This is a genomic window from Streptomyces sp. NPDC059718, assembly GCF_042733315.1.
Classification (GTDB): domain Bacteria; phylum Actinomycetota; class Actinomycetes; order Streptomycetales; family Streptomycetaceae; genus Actinacidiphila.
The window spans coordinates 140,486-161,339 of the sequence record NZ_JBHWGA010000014.1 but is presented as its reverse complement, the minus strand read 5'-3'; the positions used below and the strand labels follow the sequence as shown (position 1 = coordinate 161,339).

The 20,854-nt window shown below is 71.4% G+C and carries 17 protein-coding genes; 6 read left to right on the top strand and 11 right to left on the bottom strand.

Annotated elements, in window-relative coordinates; translation table 11 throughout:
* Positions 1 to 20: 20 nt before the first annotated feature.
* The 3 genes from ACFV3E_RS18310 to ACFV3E_RS18300 are packed head-to-tail and all read right to left on the bottom strand — an operon-like array spanning position 21 to position 2,481.
* Positions 21 to 701: a hypothetical protein gene (locus tag ACFV3E_RS18310; protein WP_500535544.1), complete on the bottom strand. Its 681-nt coding sequence runs from the start codon at positions 699 to 701 to the stop codon at positions 21 to 23.
* Positions 701 to 2,134, bottom strand: a complete 1,434-nt coding sequence (locus tag ACFV3E_RS18305; RefSeq protein ID WP_500535543.1) for a putative T7SS-secreted protein — start codon at positions 2,132 to 2,134, stop codon at positions 701 to 703. Before ACFV3E_RS18305 ends, ACFV3E_RS18310 begins: the two co-directional genes overlap by 1 nt.
* Positions 2,131 to 2,481, bottom strand: coding sequence for a WXG100 family type VII secretion target (locus ACFV3E_RS18300; RefSeq protein WP_499514332.1), 351 nt, complete (start codon positions 2,479 to 2,481; stop codon positions 2,131 to 2,133). The genes ACFV3E_RS18305 and ACFV3E_RS18300 overlap by 4 nt, the downstream gene beginning before the upstream one ends.
* Before the next feature lie 340 nt (positions 2,482 to 2,821).
* Between ACFV3E_RS18300 and ACFV3E_RS18295 the strand changes: the two genes are divergently transcribed.
* The 3 genes from ACFV3E_RS18295 (at position 2,822) to ACFV3E_RS18285 (ending at position 6,743) form a co-directional block, all read left to right on the top strand.
* A complete protein-coding gene (locus tag ACFV3E_RS18295) occupies positions 2,822 to 3,259 on the top strand; it encodes a hypothetical protein (RefSeq protein WP_500365877.1) in 438 nt (145 codons plus the stop codon).
* Positions 3,260 to 3,355: 96 nt separating this feature from the next.
* Positions 3,356 to 5,596: a WXG100 family type VII secretion target gene (locus tag ACFV3E_RS18290; protein WP_500535542.1), complete on the top strand. Its 2,241-nt coding sequence runs from the start codon at positions 3,356 to 3,358 to the stop codon at positions 5,594 to 5,596.
* 85 nt (positions 5,597 to 5,681) lie between these two features.
* Entirely contained in the window at positions 5,682 to 6,743 is a 1,062-nt protein-coding gene (locus ACFV3E_RS18285) for a hypothetical protein (protein WP_500535541.1), read from the top strand.
* A gap of 472 nt (positions 6,744 to 7,215) precedes the next feature.
* Here ACFV3E_RS18285 and ACFV3E_RS18280 read toward each other — a convergent pair whose 3' ends face one another.
* The 7 genes from ACFV3E_RS18280 to eccB form a co-directional block, all read right to left on the bottom strand.
* A complete protein-coding gene (locus ACFV3E_RS18280; RefSeq protein ID WP_500535540.1) occupies positions 7,216 to 8,553 on the bottom strand; it encodes a S8 family serine peptidase in 1,338 nt (445 codons plus the stop codon).
* 99 nt (positions 8,554 to 8,652) lie between these two features.
* Entirely contained in the window at positions 8,653 to 10,101 is a 1,449-nt protein-coding gene (locus ACFV3E_RS18275) for a WXG100 family type VII secretion target (RefSeq protein ID WP_500535539.1), read from the bottom strand.
* A gap of 50 nt (positions 10,102 to 10,151) precedes the next feature.
* Positions 10,152 to 10,469, bottom strand: a complete 318-nt coding sequence (locus ACFV3E_RS18270) for a hypothetical protein (RefSeq protein ID WP_500535538.1) — start codon at positions 10,467 to 10,469, stop codon at positions 10,152 to 10,154.
* Between the two features lie 22 nt (positions 10,470 to 10,491).
* A complete protein-coding gene (gene mycP / locus ACFV3E_RS18265) occupies positions 10,492 to 11,748 on the bottom strand; it encodes a type VII secretion-associated serine protease mycosin (RefSeq protein WP_500535537.1) in 1,257 nt (418 codons plus the stop codon).
* Between the two features lie 130 nt (positions 11,749 to 11,878).
* Positions 11,879 to 12,169, bottom strand: coding sequence for a WXG100 family type VII secretion target (locus tag ACFV3E_RS18260; RefSeq protein ID WP_500535536.1), 291 nt, complete (start codon positions 12,167 to 12,169; stop codon positions 11,879 to 11,881).
* 74 nt (positions 12,170 to 12,243) lie between these two features.
* The gene (locus ACFV3E_RS18255; RefSeq protein ID WP_500325805.1) at positions 12,244 to 12,570 is read right to left on the bottom strand and encodes a WXG100 family type VII secretion target; all 327 of its coding nucleotides are present in this window, start codon (positions 12,568 to 12,570) and stop codon (positions 12,244 to 12,246) included.
* Positions 12,571 to 12,799: 229 nt separating this feature from the next.
* The gene (eccB, locus tag ACFV3E_RS18250) at positions 12,800 to 14,332 is read right to left on the bottom strand and encodes a type VII secretion protein EccB (RefSeq protein WP_500535535.1); all 1,533 of its coding nucleotides are present in this window, start codon (positions 14,330 to 14,332) and stop codon (positions 12,800 to 12,802) included.
* Positions 14,333 to 14,610: 278 nt separating this feature from the next.
* Here eccB and eccE point away from each other — a divergent pair, with 278 nt between their 5' ends.
* The 3 genes from eccE (at position 14,611) to ACFV3E_RS18235 (ending at position 19,649) form a co-directional block, all read left to right on the top strand.
* Positions 14,611 to 15,948, top strand: coding sequence for a type VII secretion protein EccE (gene eccE, locus ACFV3E_RS18245; protein ID WP_500535534.1), 1,338 nt, complete (start codon positions 14,611 to 14,613; stop codon positions 15,946 to 15,948).
* The gene (locus tag ACFV3E_RS18240) at positions 15,948 to 16,793 is read left to right on the top strand and encodes a hypothetical protein (protein WP_500535533.1); all 846 of its coding nucleotides are present in this window, start codon (positions 15,948 to 15,950) and stop codon (positions 16,791 to 16,793) included. The genes eccE and ACFV3E_RS18240 overlap by 1 nt, the downstream gene beginning before the upstream one ends.
* Positions 16,794 to 17,111: 318 nt before the next feature.
* Positions 17,112 to 19,649, top strand: a complete 2,538-nt coding sequence (locus ACFV3E_RS18235) for an SCO5717 family growth-regulating ATPase (protein ID WP_500535532.1) — start codon at positions 17,112 to 17,114, stop codon at positions 19,647 to 19,649.
* Positions 19,650 to 19,725: 76 nt separating this feature from the next.
* On the opposite strand, the gene ACFV3E_RS18230 is transcribed toward ACFV3E_RS18235, so the two are convergent.
* Positions 19,726 to 20,682 (bottom strand): bifunctional riboflavin kinase/FAD synthetase, encoded by a 957-nt coding sequence (locus ACFV3E_RS18230; protein ID WP_500535531.1) that lies wholly within the window; start codon positions 20,680 to 20,682, stop codon positions 19,726 to 19,728.
* Between the last annotated feature and the right edge of the window lie 172 nt (positions 20,683 to 20,854).

The window sequence follows — 20,854 nt, the reverse complement described above, 5'->3', positions numbered from 1 at the left end:
CGATCACGTCCTGTCCTGTGTCATCCGAAGACGGAGCGGACGTCGCCGCCCGCGCCGGGCTGCTCCGGTGGGCTCCCGGGGGCGCCGCCGCCAGCGCCGCGGTCACGTGCGAAGTGCACGCTCTGCCCGATCTCGGACATCAGCGAGACGTACACGGGCAGGTCCGCCAGGCTCGGGGTGCTCAGCGAGAAGACGACGAGGTAGCCGGCGAACGGCGACGGCACGTAGAGCTCGATGTGCAGGAACGCGAAGGGGGCCGCGATCTGTTCGCCGTCGACCTCCGTCGCGTGGAACGACACCACGGCGGGACCGCACTCCAGGTCCACCCGGTGGACGTCCCGGTGCGGCTCCAGCGAGAGCATCTCGTGCAGCGCCGCCGCCGCGATCCCCGGGTCGCCCGGCTCGACCTCCTCGATGCGCACCAGCAGGTTGGCCGTGCTGATCCGGTCGTCCTCGGTGGCGAACAGGCCGAGGGCCGCGTGCAGGACTCCGTCGGCGTCCAGCGACCCGGCGACCTCGCGGTACACCGCGGCGGTGGCCTCCCGCTGGAAGTCGGTGCCGCCCGGCCAGATGCGCGCGGCCAGTTCGGCCACCTGCGCGTCCAGGGCGTCGGGCGGCAGGTGCAGCGGGATCTCGTGGAAGACGTCCGGGGACTCGAACTCGACGAGCACGCCCGGCGCCTCGTGGAGCGACGTGCTCATCAAAGCCTCCCGGCCGCGGGCGTGTCCGAATTGTTGAACATGTTGTAGACGCCGGTCACGATACCGGGAGCCTGCTGCGCGACCTGCGGTCCCTTGGCCCACCACGACATGGGGTCGAGCGTGCCGTCGGCCCGGATGGCCGCGCCGAGGGAGTTCTTCACGCTCTGCGGGGCGAACTTCTCCACCGCCCAGCTCAGCGCCTTCTCCTTGGCGGAGGATCCGACGGTGTCCAGGACGTGGTTGTCCCAGGCCATCTTCATGCGGTTGCCGAAGCCCTCGGCGCTGACCATCTTGCTGCCCGGCAGTGCCTCCCGCCGCAGCAGGCCGACCTTGCCCTCCAGCTTCTCGACCGTGTAGCCGGCGTTCTTCAGCGCCCGGATCTTGGTCACGTGCTCGATGGAGGCGATGGTCCTGCCGTTCACCTTGTAGAGCTTCATCGGGATCTTGACACCCTTCATCGCGACCTTCCCCAGCTTGCCGATGGGGATGACGCCCAGACCGTCACCGATCAGGTCCATCGCGCTGACGTCCGCGCCGCCCAGTTTCGCCGCCCCGTGCGTGGCCAGGGCGCCCAGCGACAGCGCGCCGCCCGCGAGCGCGAAGGCACCGGAGAGCGGCGGGCACCAGAGCGTGAGCAGGGAGAGGACGCCCATCACCGTCGAGGCGATGCTGAGCCAGTCGCCGATCTGCTTGAGCAGGTCGGCGTGCTCGACGCACCAGTTCTGGATGCTGTGACCCAGCTTGGTGAACGCGTCCGCCAGTCCCTCGAAGAACCCCGAGTCGGGCGCCTTGTCGTTGGCCTTGCGCAGCCGGTCCGCGATGCCCCGGGCGTCGGACTGGTGGTGCTCCAGCAGTTCCTCGGCCCGCTTGATGATGTCCTCGAGCTCCTGCTGCGCCTTCTCCAGCTGCTTCCCCGCGGAGTCGAGGTCCTTGCCCGCCTGGTTCAGCCGGTTCGACGCCGCGTCGATCTTCGCCTGGGCGTCGGCGAGTTCGCTCTGCGTCGCGTAGTACTGGCCCGCCAGGCGCAGCGCAGGGTCCGCGGCCGCCTGGTTGTACGCGGACGTCGCGCGGTCGTAGGTGCCCTGCCCGGCCTTCTCCCGCTCCTTGGCGGCCTTGGCCTGCGCCTCGTACTCCCGGGCCTTGTGCTGGTACTCCGCCAGCTTCGAGCGCCACGACGACAGCTGGAGCGAGGCCTCGCGCAGCGCGTCCCGGCTGTCGCCCACGTAGCGCGGCAGGTCTCCGACCTTCTCGGCGAAGGCGCTCGCCGCCTCGCCCTCCCAGGTCTTGCCGCCCTTGGTGATCCCGGTGAGCGTCGTGTAGGCGTTGTCCAGGCCCGTCGCGGCCCGCGAGAGCTTGGAGGTGAGGTCCTCGACGCTCTCCAGCTTCCCCGGCGCCGGGTCGAAGCCTATGGAGGGGTATTCCACCGCCGTCATCGCGCACCCGCCGTGGGCCGCGCCTGCGGGGACGGGGAGGGCGTGGGCTTCGGCGCCGCGCCCTGCGTCATGGCGTCGCGGATCGCCTGCTCCGTGGCCTCGTAGTTGTCCTTGGTGGCCTTGAGCTTCTCCTCGATCTGCTGCGTGCCGTCCGCGATCTTCCCGATGGCGTTGTCCCAGCTGTCGTGGAACTCGTCGCAGGCGTTGTCCAGCGCCTCGCTGCCGGTGCTCTTCGGACCCACGTCCTTCAGCGCGCCCAGCGCCTTGCGCATGTCGTCCTGGCTGTCGTGCAACTGCTTCAGCAGCCGGTCGAGGTCCTGGACCTCGACCTTGAAGTGGTCACCCAATGTGTGTCCCCCGCGTGGACCGCCCGCCGTGCTTCAGCACCAGGGGCGGTGGTTTCAGCCGACCCACCGAGGCTACCGGTCCCCACGTGCCGCTTCACCCCCTCCCGGGGGCTCCCCGCAGGATCTCTACGTGCCCTGGCGGGGGCGCGGTTCGCGAGCGCGGCTCGCGGGTGCCGTCCGGGACGCGGGGCGCACGGTGCGCCCCGGACGTGATCCGGTATGTTCGGGTGCCATTGGCATGTCCCCGCTTAGGGCGATCGCGCGGTACCGGGTTCCGGGGACCGCGCGGGCCGCGCGGTGGGCGTGCCGGGATTGCAGTCAACGGGGATGGGACAAAGGGATGAGCACTCCCTTCGACGGTTCACAGGGCGGCGGAGCCACGCGTATGCGGCTGAACTCCGTTCCCGCGGATCCGGGAGGCGGCGGTACGTCCGCCGGAACGACGAAGGTCGACACCCAGCGCCTGGACGAGGCCGCCAACGCGCTGGTCGAACTGCGCGGTGACACCGAGAACGTCGACAACCAGGCCGACGAGGACACCCTCGGCGCCGTCACCGGCCTCAACAAGCACACCGCTCCGGGTCCGCCCGAGGGGGGCTCCTGGGCCACCGCGGGCTCCCTGATGAGCATGGACGTCCGCTGGGGCGACCAGGTCCTCGACCTCAAGCGCATGCTGCAGGACATCAGCGACAAGCTCCACACCAGCACCGGCCACTACACCCGCGCCGAGCAGGAGGAACAGGCCCGCCAGGCCTCGATCCACACCCCCTTCGGCTAGGGGCCGCCTTCCGGCCCGGGACGCCCGGGACACGTGGCACGGCCGCAACGCGAAACCCACACCCGTCCGAAGGGACGGACAGGAGCTGACGCACACATGGTGTCCATCCCCTACCTCGACAAGGCCGACCTCGGGCCGCTGTCCGACGCCGCCACCTCATGGGGCGCGCTGCCCGCCAAGTACGAGGCCCTCCAGGGCGAGTTCGAGCAGCGTGTGATCAACCACCTCAAGGGCCACTGGGAGGGCGACGCCGCGACCGCGGCCTTCGCCACCATGGACAAGGCCCGCACGGAGTACGAGAACGCCGCCACCGAGGCCGGCCGCATCGCCAAGCTGCTCAAGGACGCCCACACCGAGTTCGCCGCGTACCAGAAGCAGCTCCGCACCCTGCTCGACGAAGCCCGGGCCGACAGCTTCCACGTCTCCGAGGACGGGGCGATCAAGGACGTCGACTCCCGCTGGGACAGTCCGACCGCCTCCGCCGCCCCGGGCTTCGCCACCGAGCGCAAGGACAAGCTGGACTCGCTCTCCTCACGCCTGACGCGCGTGCTCGAACTGGCCACCGCCGCCGACGAGGCCGCGAGCGCCGCCCTGGAGCGCGACGCCAACGGCGACAGCCGGTCGTTCAACACCAGCGTCTACACCAGCCTCGACGCCGTCGAGGCCGACCAGGCGGCCGCGCTGATGACGAAGAAGGGGCGGCTGTCCGACGCCGAGCTCACCAAGCTCGACCTGCTGCTCTCGGCGAACAAGAACGACCCCGAGTTCTCCCGGCAGTTCGCGGTGAAGACCGGCGGCGAGAACATGCTCGAGAAGTACAACGAGATCGTCACCCCGCCCGCGGGGACGCACCTGTCCAAGAGCGAGCTCGCCCGGCTCGAGGACATCCAGAAGAACCTGGGCACCACCATCGGAACGGCCACCACCTCCGACGACCGCGCCGGCCGCCCCGACCCGGCCGTCACCAAGTTCCAGGACGACCTGCTCGAGGCCGGCCGCCGCGATTTCAACGCCAACCCCACCGAGACCCCCTACGGCCTCAGCGGCTACCAGCTGACCAGCAGCCTGATGAGCCACGGGAAGTGGGACAAGGACTTCCTCCAGGCCTACGGCAACGACCTCATCACCGCCGAGGCGAACGGCGCCAACGGCGGCCAGAACCCCGACGCCTACTGGACCGGCAACATGACCCGTTCCCTGGGGCCGGCGAACATCGGCGCGCTCGACCCCATGACGGGCTTCATGGACGCCCTGGGCCACAACCCGGCGGCCTCCACCGAGTTCCTCTCCTCCGAGTCGGAGGTCAACGGCGAGAAGGTCGACCACCTCGACTACCTGATGAAGGACCGCCACTGGCCGGAAGGCGCGGGCTTCACCGGCGACTCGAAGAACCCCAGCGGCTACAACAACCTGGGGCACGCCCTGGAGTCGGCGACCACGGGGCACCCGTACGACACCAGCCCCTCGACGGACACCCCGGCGCACAACACGGCCCAGGCCCGCCTCATGCAGGAGGTCGTCCACTCCGTCTCCCAGGACTCCGAGCTCGCCCACGACGGGATGCAGGACAGCCTCGGCCGGATGGCGGGCGAGTACATGCCGGACATCCACCAGTCCCTGACGAACGACCGCTCGGGGAACAGGGACCAGTTCTATCCGATCGGCGGCACCGCGGCGAACCTGAGCGAGCAGGACACCTCCCGCTTCCTCATGACCGTCGGAAAGGACCCGGACGGCTACGCGGCGATCAACCTCGCCGAGAGCGCGTACACCTCCAACCTCATCGACTACCACCTGCAGCACCCCGAAGCGTTCGACGGATCCACGGACACCGCGCTGCGGGAGATCGCCAGGTCGTCCGGCGAGGTCCAGGGGAGCATCGCGATCGGCAGGCGCGAGTCGGACATCGGCGACGCCGTGGAGGCCGACAAGGCCTACAACGACGCCATGGGGAGGGCCGGCAGCTACGCGTCCGGGATCGTGGGCACCGGCATCGGTGTCGGCACGTCCTTCATCGCCACACCCGCCGTCGGCGCGGGCGTCGGCGGCGTGGCGACCACCGTCACGGGGGACCTGATCAACCAGATCGTCAGCGGTTCCGAACGGGACACCATGGGCAACGCGGTGTACTCCAGCGGCACCGACTGGGAGGACGCGAAGTACTCCACCACCGCGGTCCTCCAGGACGCCTACCGGAACTCCGCGGAGGCCCGGGGACAGGGCCACGTCGCCGACTACCAGAACATCCTGGCCAACGAGGTCGAGGTGGGCTTCCACTCCGCCGACAGCAACCTGGACGGCTACGGGCAGGACAAGAGGGGAACCGGGCAGGGCTGACCGCCGGGGCCCGGAGCGGCCCGGCCACCACGAGGGACACCGCCGACACGATCGGCCCAGGTATCGCGGACAGGGATTACGGCACATGAAGTGGAACGACCGGATTTCGCTCCGGAAGAACGGCAGGCGCAAGCTGCTCGTCTCAGCGGTGACGCTCGTCGCCCTGGGCGCGGGGTGCTACGGATTCCAGCTGCAGTATCCGGCCGCGAAGGCGGGCAGGGCGTGCGGTGGCATGCTGCCGGTCGACCCGGTGCTGGACCTCGCGGGGAAGTCGCGGATGAGCCTGCTCGGCGGGGGCTTCGAGGTCGGCAGCCGGCAGTTCGACGTGTCCGACGACGTGAAGGAGCCCGCGGGCCTCGCCGTGCGGTGCGACGTCGGTGGCGTCGAGATATCCGTCGAGACCACGGCGGGTGCCCTCAATGCCTTCGGCGTCTACACGTTCCAGGACGAGCAGGAGTCGCTCCCCGTGCCCTTGGACGCGGGCTGGCAGGGCTTCATGGTCACCAAGGACGCCGGGGCGACCGCGTCCGTACTGCTGAGCTGTGACAACTGGGAGCCCGAGCAGGGCGGTGGCCTGCTCGTCGCGGCCGAGTCCCCCCGTGACATCGAGGTCACCGATTCCGTGCGCCTCCAGCTCGCCCGCACCGTGACCGAGACGGCACGGAAGGCCGCGGAGACGACCGGGTGTGCGACGAAGCCGGGGGACGCGAAGAGGCTGACGGCCCCGGCGGCGTCCGCCACGGCCGTACCGGCCGCCGAGGCCGAGGGAACCTGCAAGGGGCTGACCTCCGCCACCGAGGTACGCGAGACACCGGCGGAGGCAGCGCCGGTGGAGGAGTGCGTGCTCTCGGGGCACCTGCAGCTGGCCGCCGCGTACGGCCCCTTCAACGACAACTCCCAAGCCGTCATGAACGGCGCGTACGGGGGGCACGACAAGCCTTCAGGCGTCGACGGTACGTCGGTGTGGACCTCGGCCACCTGCCCGGGGGCCCTGGGCCTCGGCTACTTCCGCGCGTCGCCGGTCGACGGGAGCGACCGGCACTTCACCTCGCAGCCGCTCACCGCCTCCGAGCGGGCCGATCTGCAGCGCTTCGCCGAGCAGTCGGCCGCCCGCCACGGGTGCGACAGCCCCGCGAAGCTCTCCTGACGGCCGCCGGGACCCGTAGCGCCCGCGCGGCACGCGGTTCAGCGTCCGCCGGCCCGCGAGCGGGCGCGGACGGGGCCGGTGAGGCGGACGCCTCAGTCCGTGTGCCGTGATCGTCGGCGGCCTGAGGAGCGGTGGAGCCACCGTCAACGAAGTCCTTGCCTTGATCACGTTGCCCTTGAGGTCCACGTGGTCGGCGTTCACCCCGGCGTCGACGACCGCGACGGTGACTCCCTTGCCCTGCCAGACCTTCCAGATCGACTGCGCGCCGAAGGCCTCAACACCCACTGGTCCTGCCTCGTCTTGTCGGCCGCTGCCGTCGAGGCAGTGCCGAGAACCAGCGCACCCGCCATCACCGCTCCGCCTGCCGAGCGAAGCGTCCCCGTGAACCGCACCCCGTTGTCGTCCTTCCTCGGGCAGCACGGAAGGCGGCAGCACACCGTCCCCCGTCTGCTACCGCGTCACATGACCCGGACTACTGGTTCGGCCACCGTCCGGGCGCCTGCGGCTGCTGCTGGTACGGGCTGCCCCCCTGCTGGTACTGCGGCTGCTGCCCGTACTGCGGATGGCCATTGCCGCCCCAGCCGGAGGGCGCCCCGGGTCCGCCGGGTCCGCCCGGGCCGCCGTCGTCGCGCTTGCCACGGCGTGCGATCTTGACGATCAGCAGGATGACGAGTGCGAGGACTACGAGCGCGACGACTCCCACGCCGACGAGGATGATGATCCGCTTGGACTCGGCCGTAGAGGACGACGACTCGTCGTCGCCGGCCGCCGCGTTGTTCGACGGCTGGGCCGTGTCCGCGTTCCCCGTGCCTCCCTTGAGGGACTCGGGGACGGACAACGGCCCGTTCTTCGGCCCCGCCGGGATGTCCTCCTTGAGAGCAGCGAGCGGCTGGATGAAGCCGTAGCCGTAGCGCTCGTCCGGGAGGGAGACGCTCTTGGCGGAATCCGGCAGACCGGCGGTCTTCGTCAGCCGATTGGCGATCTGGCCGGCGGTGAGGTCGGGGAACTTGGAGCGCAGGAGGGCGGCGGCCGCAGAGACGAAAGCCGTGGCATCCGAGGTTCCCGTGCCCGACACGTACGCCGTGTCCGACTTGTTGCCCGCGGAGACGATGGACGTCGCCGGGGCGCTGAGGAGGGCGCTCGGGCCGCGATTCGAGTCCTCCCAGATGGTGCCGTCGTTCTTGACGCCGCCGACGGCGACGACGCCGGGATAGTTCGCCGGGAACTCGACGCCCTGCCCGTTGTTGCCGGTGCTCGCGACGACGAGAACGTCCTTCTGGAACGCGTACGCGATCGCGTCCGCCTCGGCCTTCTCGTCATTGGCGCCGGGACCGCCCTGCGAGATGTTGATCACCGATGCCCCGTGGTCCACGGCATAGCGAATGGACCCCGCGAATCCGTCCGGCCGCAGGCCGATGTCCCGAATGTCGAGGATCTTGGTTTCCGGAGCCAGGCCCATGACCCCGTCGGACGAACCGGGACCGTGGCCGTGACCGGCGATGATCGCGGCCATGCTCGTGCCGTGGGAGTCACCGTACTTCGGCGTGGTGGCGCCTCCGTCGACGAAGTCCTTCCCCTGGATCACGTTGCCCTTGAGATCCACATGGTCGGCGTACACGCCCTCGTCGATGACGGCGACAGTGACGCCCTCACCTTTGGAGATCTTCCAGATGGCCTGGGCATCGAACGCCTCCAGAGGCCATTGGTCCTCCCTGGTCTGGTCCGCGGCAGCGCCCGGTGCGGACACCAGGACCAGCGCGCCGGCGAGCACTGCCCCGCTTACCGCGCGAAACGTCCGTGTGAAGCCCATCCCTGTCTGTCCTCTCTCAGGCAGTGTGGGGGCGTAGCTCAGGCGGCTACGCCCCCACACCTTTCCACATGCACTGATGCACCGGTCGGCCAAGGGTGATTACTCGATGACCCGGGGAGCGTTGTTCTGCTCCGGCGTCCAGGTCTCCTCGTCCTCGACCAGGTAGTCGGGACGCTCGCCCTCGCGCCGCTCTTCCTCTTCCGTCCGATCGGTCTGGCCGCGGCCCATCATGCGGTTCGCGCCCTTGCCCACGTTGCCGCCGCTGCCGGCTCCCGCCGCGCCGCGGCTCCTGTGCAGGCCCGAGCCGCCCGGCGTACCGCGGGTGCCCGAACCGGTGCCCTTGGCGGCACCGACGACACCGCCGCCACGACGGGCGAGGCTGCCGCCGCGCCCGGCGGCCGCGCCACCCCTGCCGCCTGCACCCGCGCCGGCCCCGCCTGCGCCGGGCATGCCGCCGCGACCTGCTGCTCCCCCGGACCCGCCACGGGCACCCGCTCCACCACGTGCACCGAGCCCGGCGCCGGCCACGCCTCCGGGGAGTCCGCCGGTGGCCCCACCGGGACCACCGACCGCGCCGCCGACACCACCACCGGCGCCGACGCCACCGCCCGCTCCGCCCACGCCACCGCCGATGCCGGCAGTTCCGCCGCCCGGGCCGGAGATGCCGTCGATGGCCGTGCCGACCTGGGGCTTGGTGCTCGTGACGGGCTTCTGCACGCCCCCGGTGATGCCGGACTCGCGCGGCGGCTTCACCTGCTGCGACGGCCTGACATTGCCGGTGGTGCCCCCCGTCGTGCCACGGCTCGGGGCCACCGTCTTGGGCCGGGACACCTCCGTGGGTATCGGAGCGGGAACCGGAGCGACGCCTCCCGGATCACCCGGATAGTCGTCGTGGTCGTCCCGCCTCGCCGGCGGTACCTTCTTCCACGACCCCATGGTCGACGTCTGCAGGGTGTACGCCTGGGCCAGCGTCTCCATCTTGGCCGCCATCTGCAGTTGACGCTCTTTGCCCTCGGAGAGGTTTCCGGCGTGGTTGTCCAGGGCCTTCTGCGCTCCCTGGTTGTTCCGGATCTCACCGCGCCAGTTCTCGTCCCGGCTGCCGAGGTTGCCGACCGCGTCGGCCTTGGAGGCGAGCCACCCCGGCTTCTCGATGGCGTCGACCTCGGGCTTGATCCTGGCCAGGACGTCGCCGGCGTGCTTCATCGCCGTGGAGGTGTAGTCGGCGTACGTCGCACAGTCGTTGATGCTCTTGCTGATCTGCTGCGCCTTCGTGTGGAAGGCCTGCGCCGCCGGGCCCTCCCAGTGGGCCATGATGTGGTCGACCGCCTTGTCGAACTGGGCCTTCGCGCTGTCCGGGTCCCGAGCGAGGTCGCCTGCGACCCGCTTCCAGCCATCGGCCACGCGCAGCACGGTGTCCGGCTGCGCGTTGGCGAGCATGGCCTTCATCTGGTCCATGTCCGTGTCGGTGGCGAACGGGGTCTTCACCACACCGACGTACGGCCCGTACATGTGCTGGTAGTCGTAGTCGATCTGGTCGTTCTCACCCATGGTTCACAGCCCCCTCGTCGATCCTCGCCACGTTTCCCGTCCACCCACCGTCAGCCGCCGGCCATGCCGGTCTGCGTGTCGTACTCCGCGTCGGAATAGGCGCCGTGGACCTTCTTGGTGTTCTTCCCGAACTCGTCCATGACGCTGTGCAGAAAGTTGATGACGTCCTGGATGTGTATCTTCATCTCGTCGTGAGCCTTGGCCAGTTCGCTCGCCTCGATGAAATCGCCACTCCCGAGAGCGCCGTCCGGCAGGTGCGTCCCGTTGACGGCGCAGGACTTCACTCCGCCCATGCTGCTGAGCACGCCGTTGAGCTTGCTGATCGTGTCCTCAAGCTCACTCAGATCGACCTTGTACTGGTCACTCATCGTGTCGCTTCCCCGTTCCTACTCATGTGTTGATCCCTCGCTTGCGACGCCAGTCGCCCAGCACCACACCGCCGCCCACCAGCAGCGCGACACCGCCGATCGCGCCGCCGACCGTGTAGACGGCGTAGCGCTCGGTGCGTTCCTGGGGGCTCTCGCCGAGGATGACGGTCGCCGCCTCGATCTTCTCGTGGGCCCCGGCGTTGACGACGGGGTCCGGCGTCGGGGCGTCCTGCGGGGTGGTGGCGTCGTCGTTGACGGCGGCCACGGGGTCGATGACGCCCCATCCGACGAAGTCGTCGCGGCCCGGCTTGCCGCGGTCCGCGGTCTGCTCGATCTGGGTGATGACCTGGCGGTAGGTCCAGTCGGGGTGCTTGGCCCGGATGAGGGCGGCGACGCCGGAGACGTACGGCGCGGAGAAGCTGGTGCCCTGGTCGATGCAGTGGCCGCCGAAGGGGACGGTGGAGACCATGTCGACGCCGGGGGCGGCGATGCCCACGAAGGAGCCGGGCTGCGAGAAGTTGGCACGGGCGTTGTCGCGGTCGGAGGCGCCGACCGCCAGGACGCCGTCGTAGGAGGCGGGGTAGGTCAGCTTTTCCTGCCCGCCCGCGCCGTCGTTGCCGGCGGAGGCGACGATCAGGGCGTCGCGTTCCTGGGCGTACTTGACGGCCTGCTCCAGCGCGGAGTCGGGCGGCATCGCCGTGGCGGTGTCCTGCGAGATGTTGATGACCTTGGCGCCGGCGTTCGCGGCGTACTTGATCGCCTCGACCATGGTCCTGACCGTGCCGCCGCCCTGGTTGTCGTTCTGGCGGATGGCGAGGATCGACGCGCGCGGGGCGATGCCGACGAAGCCGGTGTCCTTGAAGGGCCGGGCGGCGATGATGCCGGCGACCTTGGTGCCGTGGCCGACCGGGTCCTTGGTGCCGTCGTTCTTGCGGTCCCGGTCGATCAGGTCCTTGCCCGCGTGGAACTTGATGGCGGTGGCGAGCTGCGTGTTGTTCTTGTCGACGCCGGTGTCGATGACGGCGACGACCACCCCGAGGCCCTGGGTGTCCTTCCACAACTGCTCGAGGACGATGCGCTGCAGCGACCAGGGCGTGCCCTTGATCACGTCGGACGGGAACGAGCACTGGGTGTCGTCGATCTGGAAGCGCTCGTTGTCGCCGTCGTCGGCGAGGACCGTGCGTACGTCGCCGGCGGACGACGCCGAGGCGACGCCGGAGGCCGGCAGGCCGAAGGCGGCGAGCGCCGCTGCTGCGGCGATGGCGGCGGTGCGCCTCACGGCGTGCGATCCCACTGGTGTTCCGTCCTCCCGTTGTGTGCGGTTCGTGGTCAAACCGCCGACGAGGGCGAGCACGTACGTCGTCCGTACACGCCCGCCCTCATCACGTATTACGCGGCCAGGCGCGTCATCAGCCCCAGATCTGCCGGTTCTTGTTCTCGGTGGCCTGGTAGCTCTGCGCGGCCGTGTCGAGGGCACGGGCGATGGCCTCCAGCGTCTGGTGCATGGACGCGGCGCGCTGGTCCCACTCGGTCTGCTTGGTGCGGTAGGCCTCCTGCGCGGAGCCCTCCCACGTGGTCGCGATCTTCTTCACGCCGGACTCGAGGTCGTCCAGCTGGCGCTTGATGTTGTTGGCCGTCGTACGCACGTCGGTCGCGGCCTGGGAGATGGTCTGGAAATTGACCAGGATCTGCCCGGACATGTGATGTCTCCTCAGATGTTGGATTCGGATGGGTGGTCCGGCCGGCGCGGCATCAGGTCACCGCGCGGGGACGGTCATCCGAACGGGTTGCTTCCCTGCGCCGAGATGCTCTGGATGGACGCGCGCTGCTCCTCCTCGGAGGCGGAGTAGTTCTTGGTGCTCGCGTCCACAGCTTCCTTGATGTCGCCCAGGATCTGGTTGATCTTGTTGGCGTCCTCGTTCACCTGCGACTGCAGGTTGTTGTACGCCGTGGCGGCGGAGCCCTTCCACCCCGAGGTGATCGTGTCGATCACGGTCTGGAGGCGGCGGATCTCGCCCTGGATCGAGGAGTTGACCGTGGAGATGCGGTTGCTGAATGCAACCATCTCCTCCTCGGTCATGGTGAACTGCTGTCCAGCCATGTCTGGCGTCCCCCATGAGACGTAGAAGATCGGATTCCTCGCACATCGGAAGATGTGGTCGGTCTTCAACTCTAGCCAATAGCGGTGACAAGGCGAACAGGTACCCGGTTCCGTATCGGGATCCTGACCTTCATCACCAAACCCTCACGTTGCCACGGGTGTTGATGGCTTGGCCAATGGATTGTCAAATACTCAATCAATACCCGTGAAGCTCCGCGGAAATACCAGTTCAGGAGCCCTGCGCCTGCTTCGCCGCGTTGACGTCGAGCGTCGGCCCGCTCGCGAGGAGGTCCGACCAGATCCGCGGCACCGGCACCGGGGAGTTCTTCGCGTAGCCGAGCTTGGTCTGCACGACGCCGACCGCGTCGTCCTGCTTGGCCGCGCCGCCGCTGTCGCTGTCGCCGGTCGTCGGCACCGAGTAGCGCAGTCCGGTGTCGGTGACCATGAAGATGGACCCGATGCGCTTGTCGGTACCGTCGTACGCCTTGTAGAAGAGGCCGCTACCGGGCGAGACGTAGGTGTTCGTACCGCTCTGCGCCACGTCCCGGGGGAACTTCTTCCCGGCCCACATCGTCATCGCCGGCTTCTTGGTCACCTTGTCGTCGACACCGCTGTACACGCTGCACGCGACGCTGCGACCGTCCTTCTCGTCCTGGGTGTTGGCCTGCGTGACCGCCTTCTCCGGCCAGCCGAGGTCGTCCATGAAGGTCTCGCTCGCCTGGGCCGAGGTGACTTCGCCCACGTTGACGGAGACCGCCTCCGGCGATCCGTCGTACAGCGACCTCGCCTGGGGGCTGTTCAGCAGCAGCTTCGCCATGAAGGCGGTGACACGGACGACCCGGTCCCGCTGCACCACGTACTGGTCGTCGTTGGCCTTCAGCACCAGGCCGACCTTCGCGTGCTCCGCGCTCAGACCCGGCGCGGTGGACGTCTCGCCCATGCCGTCGACCTGCGGGAAGGAGATGGCGGCGCCCGGCACGTTGTTGAGGGTCGACAGGAAGTCGGCGTCGACCTTCTGCGGCTGCGCGGAGGCGCCGAAGATGACCTGGCGCAGGGTGTTGACCAGTTCGGGCTGCTGCTTCCCGTCGGGGCCGCCGAGCAGGTAGGGGAAGCCCCGGTCCGTCACCAGGTACTGGGCGCCGCCGGGCACCTCGATGTACATGGCCTCGTCGTCACGGAGCTGGTTCGCGCCCCCGACCAGCGCCGCCTCCTTGGGCTTCTGCTGGTTGATGACGAGGACCGCCCGCTGGGCCGAGCGGTCCGTGCCGCCGCCCGGGGTCTCGCACAGCGCCCAGGTCTTGGGCTTGCCGGCGTCGGCCTGGCTGGGCAGCCGGTCCGGGGCGTAGGGGATGCCGATGGTGCTGCCGAGCGTCATGCCGCTGTTGTCGAGCACCGACTCCTTGACCTTGATGACCTCGAACTTCTCGGGGTCGAGCAGCAGTCGGGCGGAGGCGAGGTTGAGCACGGGGTGCAGCTGCGCCTCGCCGTTGGTCTTCAGCACGACGTAACGGGTGGTGGACTCGTCGCCGACGATGACCTTCTGGGCGGGGGTGTCCCAGCCCTTGGGCGCGGCGGGCTTCAATATGCCCCAGAATCCGAAGCCGACGACGACCAGCAGACCCACGACGAGGCTCGGGGCGACGGTCTTCAGCGGACGCGGGGTGGCCTCCTCCGAACCGTGCGGGGAGGGCTGGAGGAACGCGGCCACCGTGCGCCTGCGCGCGAACGAGTAGGCGTTCAGCTCATCCCTACGTGTCGCCATCCCTGCGTCAACTCCCCGTATGTCGCTGCTTTGTTGTGGCGTTCCCCGGTCCCGTCTGTCCGCCGCGGTGACGGCTGTGGTGACGGCTGTGGTGAGGGGGACCCCTACTATGCCGTGTGACGATCGCACCGTACGGTACGGGGTAGCGCGATCGGCCCGCCAGCGGCACCCGGAGCGTCCCAGGCCGGCAGGGCGACGGACGCGAGCGAGCGCCGGACGGCGCCGGACGCCGCCCACGCGGCACAGGTACCGGCAGAAGCAGAAGGGTTGTACGGGGGATGACCACCGCGACCAGGTCCCGGCGCAGTCCGGGCGACGAGCCACCGCAGCAGTACGCCGGACCACCCGGGAGCGGGCACGGCGGCTCCCCCGCGGCGCGGGCCGGGGCGGCGGCCCCGGTGATGACCCGCAGGCCCGGGAGCATAGGCCCCGTGCGGGTGCAGCAACTCGTGCTGATCGAGCTGGCACTCGCACTGCTGCTGGGCGGCTGGCTGATCCACGAGGTGGTCGGGCCCGTCGTGGCCGCGGTCATCGCCGTCCCGCTGCTGCTCTTCGGCCTGCTGCGGCGGCGCGGCCGCCCGATGCCGGAGTGGATGGCCACCGCCCGTTCCCTGAAGGCCCGTCAGCGGCGCAACGCCGCCGGCGTCCCGCAGGGCACCGACCCCGGTTTCGTGCCGGCCGTGGAGTGCGACCCGGCGCTGCGCACCTACGGGTACACCGACGAGCGCGAGCAGCGCGAGATCGGCATGATCGGCGACGGCACCTTCCTGACGGCCGTCGTCCAGGTGCAGGCGGTCGACGAACCGCTGCGCCCGGCCCGCGGCGTCCGCTCGCTCCCCCTGGAGCTGCTGAACGGCTCGCTGACGGTGGACGACATCCGGCTCGCGTCGGTCCAGGTCGTCCAGCACACCCAGCCCGCCCCGGCCCCGCACCTGCCCGCGCAGGCGCTGGCCGCGCGCTCCTACGCACCGCTGCAGGCGCAGAGCCAGACGCCGGGGCTGCGGCTCACGTGGATCGCGATCAAGCTCGACCCCGAACTGTGCCCGGAGGCGGTGCAGGCGCGCGGCGGCGGCATGGCCGGGGCGCGGCGCGCCCTGCTGCGGGCCGCCGACCACCTGGTGAGCCGGCTGGTGGGCACCGGGCTCGAGGCCCGCGTGCTGACCGAGCCCGAGATCATCGCCGCCGTGGCGACGTCGAGTTGCGTGAACCCCCTCGCCACGACGGGCGGCGCCGCCCTCGACGGCAGCCGCCAGGCACGCCGTACCTCCGAGAGCGCGCGGGCGTGGCGGTGCGACGACCGCTGGCACACCACCTACTGGGTCAGCCGCTGGCCGCAGTTGGGCACCGGCGCCGCCGCACTGCCCGACCTGGTCGGCCTGCTGACCTCCTCGCCCGCGCTGGCCAGCACCTTCTCGCTGGTCCTCGCGCCGGGCGGCAGCCGGGCGGCGCTGCTGTCCGGGTACGTGCGGCTGACCGGCCGCAGCGAGAACGAACTGACGGAGGCGCGGCGTCAGTTGGAACGCCGCGCGACCGCGTCCCGGCTGGGCCTGGTGCGGCTGGACCGCGAGCAGGTGCCCGGCATCCTGGCCACGCTGCCCTTGGGAGGTACCCGCTGATGTCGGCTCCGACCGTTCCCGCCTTCGGCGGACAGCGCCCCGGCGCGGGCTCCGGTTTCCCCGCCGGCGCCGGGCCCCGCCCCTCGCACCTGCCGCAGGGCGCCGACCCGCGCGGCTCCTCGTTCGCCGGCGCCGGTCGGCGCACGCTGCGTGCCGCGTTCGGGCTGCTCGGACCGCGCCGCGACCGGCACACCCTGACGCCCGGACAGCTGTCCGGGCTGTCCCTGCCGATCGGTGACGACGGTGTCGTCATCGGGATCGACGCCGCCAACCAGCCCGCCGTGCTGGCGCTGAGCCGGCCGGTCCGGCTCGACGTGGTGCTGGTCGGCAGCATGTGGCTGGCGCAGGTGCTGTCGCTGCGCGCCGCCGCAACCGGTGCCCGGGTCGCGGTGGAGACCGCCCGCCCCCAGTCGTGGGCGCCGATGGCGCAGGCGGCGGGCGGCGGCCAGCAGTGCGTGACGGTGCACGAGGTCGGGCGGATCGCCCCGCAGGGTCCTTCGGTGCACAGCCCCGTCGTCATCGTCCGTGACTGCGGCGCCCGTCCGCCGCGCAGCCGGGTCGCGGCGCAGTCCTGGCAGTCGGTCATGACCCTGCTGCCGTACCTGGGGCCGACGGCCCCGCGGTTGCTCGCCGGCGCCGACGTGGTGGGGCTGCAGCGGGTCTCGCCCCAGGAGGCCGAGGTCATCGGCCAGGTGATGGGCCTGTCGGAGGCCGACGTGGCCGCGCTGCCGACGCTCGGCGACAACGTGACGATGTGGTGCACGCGCAAGCGCCGGCAGTTCGTGATGACGCAGCCCACGGACGCGGAGTCCGGCCTTCTGGGCCCGGCCCGGCGCGTGGACTGACCCGGGGCCGCCCGTCGGGGGCGTTCCGGACGCTCGAGTGCCGCGGCGGTTACCCGGCCGCGGCACGGGGCATGGGCACAGGGGTCCCGGCATCCGCAGCGGCCGTGCCAACGCGTGGCCGGCACGGCTCCGTGCGCGGCGAACGGTGCATCACGTCGGCGTGCCGGTCGTGATGCCGACGGCGCTTGCCCTACCCGCGGCCCGGATGATTAGGCTCTTCCGGTGAGCCGCGGCGGCTGTGCCGCGGGAACTCCGAGACGGGGGAATCGCGTCCGCTCCGACGGACCGGGCGCGTACTTGAGTTGACCAGGAGGCACAGTGAGCAGCGATCAGGACGACATCCGCACGGGCGGGGCCGTCCCGGACGGGGATCAGTCCGACGCGGACCTCACGGGCGAGTTCCAGATCGACTACGCGCCGCCGTCCTGGTACACGCAGCAGGCGGGAGGAGGCGCGCCCACGCCCACGCCCACGCCCGCGCCCGCGCCCGCTCCCCCGGCCCCGGCTCCCGCGGTGAGCCCGCCGCCAGTGGGTCAGCCGGTGGGTCCGCCGGTGGCGGCCGCGCCCGAGGCGATGTCGCCGCAGGAGCCGCAGAACCCCCGTCCTGCGCAGGCCGGGCAACCGCCCACCCCCGCACCCGCCGTCGCCCCGGGCGTCCCGACCCTGCGTCCCGCCGTGGAGGAGGTCCCCGCCCCCACCCCCGCGGAGCCGCAGCCCGCTCCGGCGGTCCCCGACGCCACCCGCGAGGCCGCCGCGGCGGCGGTCTTCGCCGACCCCGAGCCCGCCCCGCCCGAGGAACCGCAGCCGGTGGAACCGCAGTCGGTGGAGGCGCCCGCGCCGGTGGCCACCGAGGTGACGTCCGCGCCCGCGGAGCCGGACGCAGGGCCGCAGCAGCCGCCCGTGCCGCAGCCCCAGGAAGCGCCCCAGGGGGAGATCGCGGCCACCCCCGAGCAGCAGCCGCAGCCGCCCGCTCCGGCGCCGCAGTCCCAGGTGCCGCCGCTGCCGCCGGAGTACCAGCCGGCCACCCCTCAGGAGGCACCGCAGCAGCCTGCCCCGGTGCAGCCCCCGCCTCAGCAGGGGTACGGCTACCCGCAGCCGCCGCATCAGGGTGCGCCGTGGGGCGACCCCAACTCGCCCGCGCCGCAGCAACCGTACGGCTACCCCCAGCCCGCCCCGCCGCCGCACGGTTACGGGTACCCGCAGCCGAACCAGGGCGCGCCCTGGGGTGACCCCCACGCGCAGCAGCCGCCGTACCCGCAGCCCCAGCCCCCGTACCCGCAGCAGGGGTACGGCTATCCGCAGCAGGGGCCCGGTCCGCACGCCCAGCCCCAGCCCCCGTACGCGCAGACGGCCCCGCAGCAGCCCCCGGCTCCCGCGCCCGGGCCGCCCCCGCAGCAGGGGCAGCAGCCGATGCCGCCGTACGCCGACGGAGCCAACCCCCCGGCACCGCCGCACGGTTACGGCTATCCGCAGCCTGGGCCCGGCCCGCACGCCCAGCCCCAGCCGCAACCGCCGGTGCAGCCCCACCCCCCGGTCCTGCCGCAGCAGCAGCAACAGCCCACCCCGCCCGTGGACCCGCGCACGGCCGCCGGCTGGGGCGGTCCCGGTCCCGGCCAGGAGCAGCAGCAGCGGGTCATGCACGGCGCCCCGCTCGGCTACAACGCGGCCGTGGAGCTCTCCTCGGACCGTCTGCTGCGCCAGCAGCCGAAGGCGCGCAGGAACAACAACCAGGCGTCGCGCTTCAAGATCGGCGCGAAGAAGGAGGAGCAGGAGCGCCAGCGCAGGCTGGACCTGATCCGCACCCCGGTGCTGTCCTGCTACCGGATCGCGGTGATCAGCCTCAAGGGCGGCGTCGGCAAGACGACGACCACCACCGCCCTGGGCGCCACGCTCGCCTCCGAGCGCCAGGACAAGATCCTGGCCATCGACGCCAACCCGGACGCCGGCACGCTCGGCCGCCGCGTGCGCCGGGAGACCGGCGCGACGATCCGCGACCTCGTCCAGGCGCTTCCGCACCTCAACAGCTACATGGACATCCGCCGCTTCACCTCGCAGGCGCCCTCGGGCCTGGAGATCATCGCCAACGACGTGGACCCGGCCGTCTCCACCACCTTCAACGACCAGGACTACCGCCGCGCGGTGGCCCTGCTCGGCCAGCAGTACCCGATCATCCTCACCGACTCCGGCACCGGTCTGCTCTACAGCGCCATGCGCGGCGTGCTCGACCTGGCCGACCAGCTGATCATCGTCTCCACCCCGTCGGTGGACGGTGCCAGCAGCGCCAGCACGACCCTCGACTGGCTCGGCGCGCACGGCTACGCCGACCTCGTGCAGCGCAGCCTGACCGTGATCTCCGGGGTCCGTGAGACCGGCAAGACGATCAAGGTGGACGACATCGTCGCGCACTTCGAGACCCGCTGCCGCGCAGTCGTCGTGGTGCCCTTCGACGAGCACCTCGCCGCGGGCGCCGAGGTCGACCTCGACATGATGCGGCCGAAGACCCGTGAGGCGTACTTCCACCTGGCGTCGCTGGTCGCCGAGGACTTCGTCCGCGCCCAGCAGGCCCAGGGCGTCTACCCGCCCCAACAGCAGATGCCGCCGCAGCAGCAGGGCGGCTACCCGCCCCAGCAGGGGCAGCAGCCGTACCCGCCGCAGCAGCCGATGCCCCCGCAGCAGGGGTACGGCCACCCGCAGCAGCCGCCCTACGGGCAGCCGGCCCCGCCTCCCCCGCCCGCGCAGGGCGGCATGCCCCAGGGCTGGACCCAGCAGCCTCCCCCGCCGCCGCAGGAGGCGCAGCCCGGGCAGCAGCCCCCGGCGCAGGGGCAGGTCCCGCCCGGCTGGACCCAGCAGCAGTGACGGGAAGGGCCCGTCCCGCCATCGTGGCGGGACGGGCCCTTCGCGTCGGTCGGTCAGCGGCGCTCCGGCCGCCGGTTCACCCGGCGGCGCCGTAGGCGTCGACCAGTTCCCGGGCGCGCTTGACGTCGTCGGCCATCCGCTCCAGGAGCGCGTCGATCGTGTCGAACTTCTCCATGCCCCGCAGGTAGGTGAGGAAGTCGACGGCGACGTGCAGCCCGTACAGGTCCAGCCCGACGCGGTCGATGGCGTACGCCTCGACGGTGCGGGCGGTCCCGTCGAAGGTCGGGTTGGTGCCGACGGAGATCGCGGCGGGCATGGCCTCGCCCTCGACGTGCAGCCAGCCGGCGTAGACCCCGTCCGCGGGGATCGCGGTGTGCGGCAGCGTCTCGACGTTCGCCGTGGGGTATCCGAGGTCCCGGCCACGCTGGGCGCCGCGGACGACCACGCCCTCGACCCGGTGCGGTCGGCCGAGGATCTCGCCGGCGCCCGCCACGTCGCCCTCGGCGATCAGGCGGCGGGTCATCGTGGAGGAGAACGGCCGGCCGCCGCCCGCCTCGCCCGTCAGGTAGAGGTCGACGACGTCCACCTCGTAGTCGTACTTCAGCCCCATCGCGGACAGGAACTCCACGTCACCGGCGGCCTTGTGCCCGAAGCGGAAGTTCGGGCCCTCCACGACGGCCCGCGCGTGGAGCGCGTCGACCAGCACGGTGCGGACGAAGTCGCCCGGCGAGAGCTGCGAGAACTCGGTCGTGAACGGGAGGATGAGCAGGGCGTCGACGCCCAGCTCCGCCATCAGCTCGGCGCGGCGGTGGTGGGCCGCCAGCAGCGGCGGGTGGCTGCCGGGGCGGACCACCTCGCTGGGGTGCGGGTCGAAGGTGACGACGACGGAGGCGACGCCCATTTCGCGGGCGCGCTCCACGGCCCTGCCGATGATCAGCTGGTGCCCGCGGTGCACGCCGTCGTAGGAGCCGATGGTGACGACGCTGCGTCCCCAGTCCCCGGGGACGTCCTCCAAGCCTCGCCAGCGCTGCACAGTGACCGCTCCTCGACCGCCGATGGTTCTTCGATGTGCAGGTCCAAGCCTGCCATGCCGGGGGGCCCACCGGCGCAGCGCCCCCGGTGACGCGGCCGTCGCGGACCTGGGCGCGCCTCCTTGGCCGACCGGTGAGAGCACGCTTTCGGCGGCCGGATCGCCCGCGAGCCGG